At 75.9% G+C, this 983-nt stretch carries 1 protein-coding gene; it reads left to right on the forward strand.

Annotated features, from left to right (window positions below; translation table 11 throughout):
- Positions 1-878, forward strand: an 878-nt coding sequence (locus AC1MIR_RS15520; RefSeq protein WP_480029094.1) for an HlyD family type I secretion periplasmic adaptor subunit, incomplete at its 5' end; no start/stop codon positions are given.
- Between the last annotated feature and the right edge of the window lie 105 nt (positions 879-983).

Below are 983 nucleotides of genomic sequence, written 5' to 3' on the forward strand. Positions count from 1 at the left end.
GGGCGGGGGGGCGGCCCCGCCGCCGCGCCGCGCGGGGGGCGGGGCGCGCCACGCTCGCCGAGCAGGTCGCGCAGCGCCGCGGGGAGATCGCGACCCTGACCGCGCAGGCCGCCGCGCTGGAGCGGCAGGTGCTGATGTTCCGCGACGAGCTCGCGACGCGCCAGGCGCTGGCGCGCGACGGGCTGACCACGCGCATCGCGGTGCTGGAAGCGACCCGCCTGCTGCTCGGCGCCGAGGCCGAGCAGGAGCGCGGGACGGGGCAGGCCGCGACGGCGGGGCGCAGCTTGGCCGAGGCCGAGGCGCGGCTGGCGGAGCTCGCCTCCACCGCGCTCGACGAGACGCGCACCGAGGCGGCGCGCATCGCGCAGGAGATCGCCGAGGCCGAAGCCGCGATCTTGCGGCTGGAGGACCGCGCGGAGCGCGTGCTGCTGCGCGCGCCGAGCGCCGGCGTGGTGCGCGGCCTGGCGGTGACGCGTGCGGGCACCGTGCTGGCTCCGGGCGCGTTGGTGGCGGAGATCCTGCCCGCCGATGCCACGCTCCTGGTGGAGGCGCGGATCGGGCCGCGCGACATCGGCTTCGTCGAGATCGGCCAGGACGTGACCGTGAAGGTGCAGGCCTTCGACTTCTCCCGCTTCGGCACCGTGGCCGGCCGCATCGAGCGCATCTCCGCCGGCGCCTTCCTCGACGAGCAGAAGCAACCGCATTGGCGCGCGCGCATCGCGCTCGCGCAGGATCATGTCGGGAAGAACCCGGACCTCGCCCGCCTCGCGCCCGGGATGACCGTCTCGGCCGAGATCACCACAGGCCGCAAGACCGTGCTGCAATACCTGCTGAAGCCGCTCTACGCCGCGACCTCCAGCGCCTTCCGCGAGCGCTGATCGGGCATGGCGACGGATGGGATGAACGAGACGGCGGGCGAGGGCCTGCTGTCGGCGGAGGCGCTGCGCCAGCTCAGGGCCACGGTGCGCAGCCTGCCGAACGCC

It is taken from the genome of Falsiroseomonas sp. RANM36, assembly GCF_056682175.1.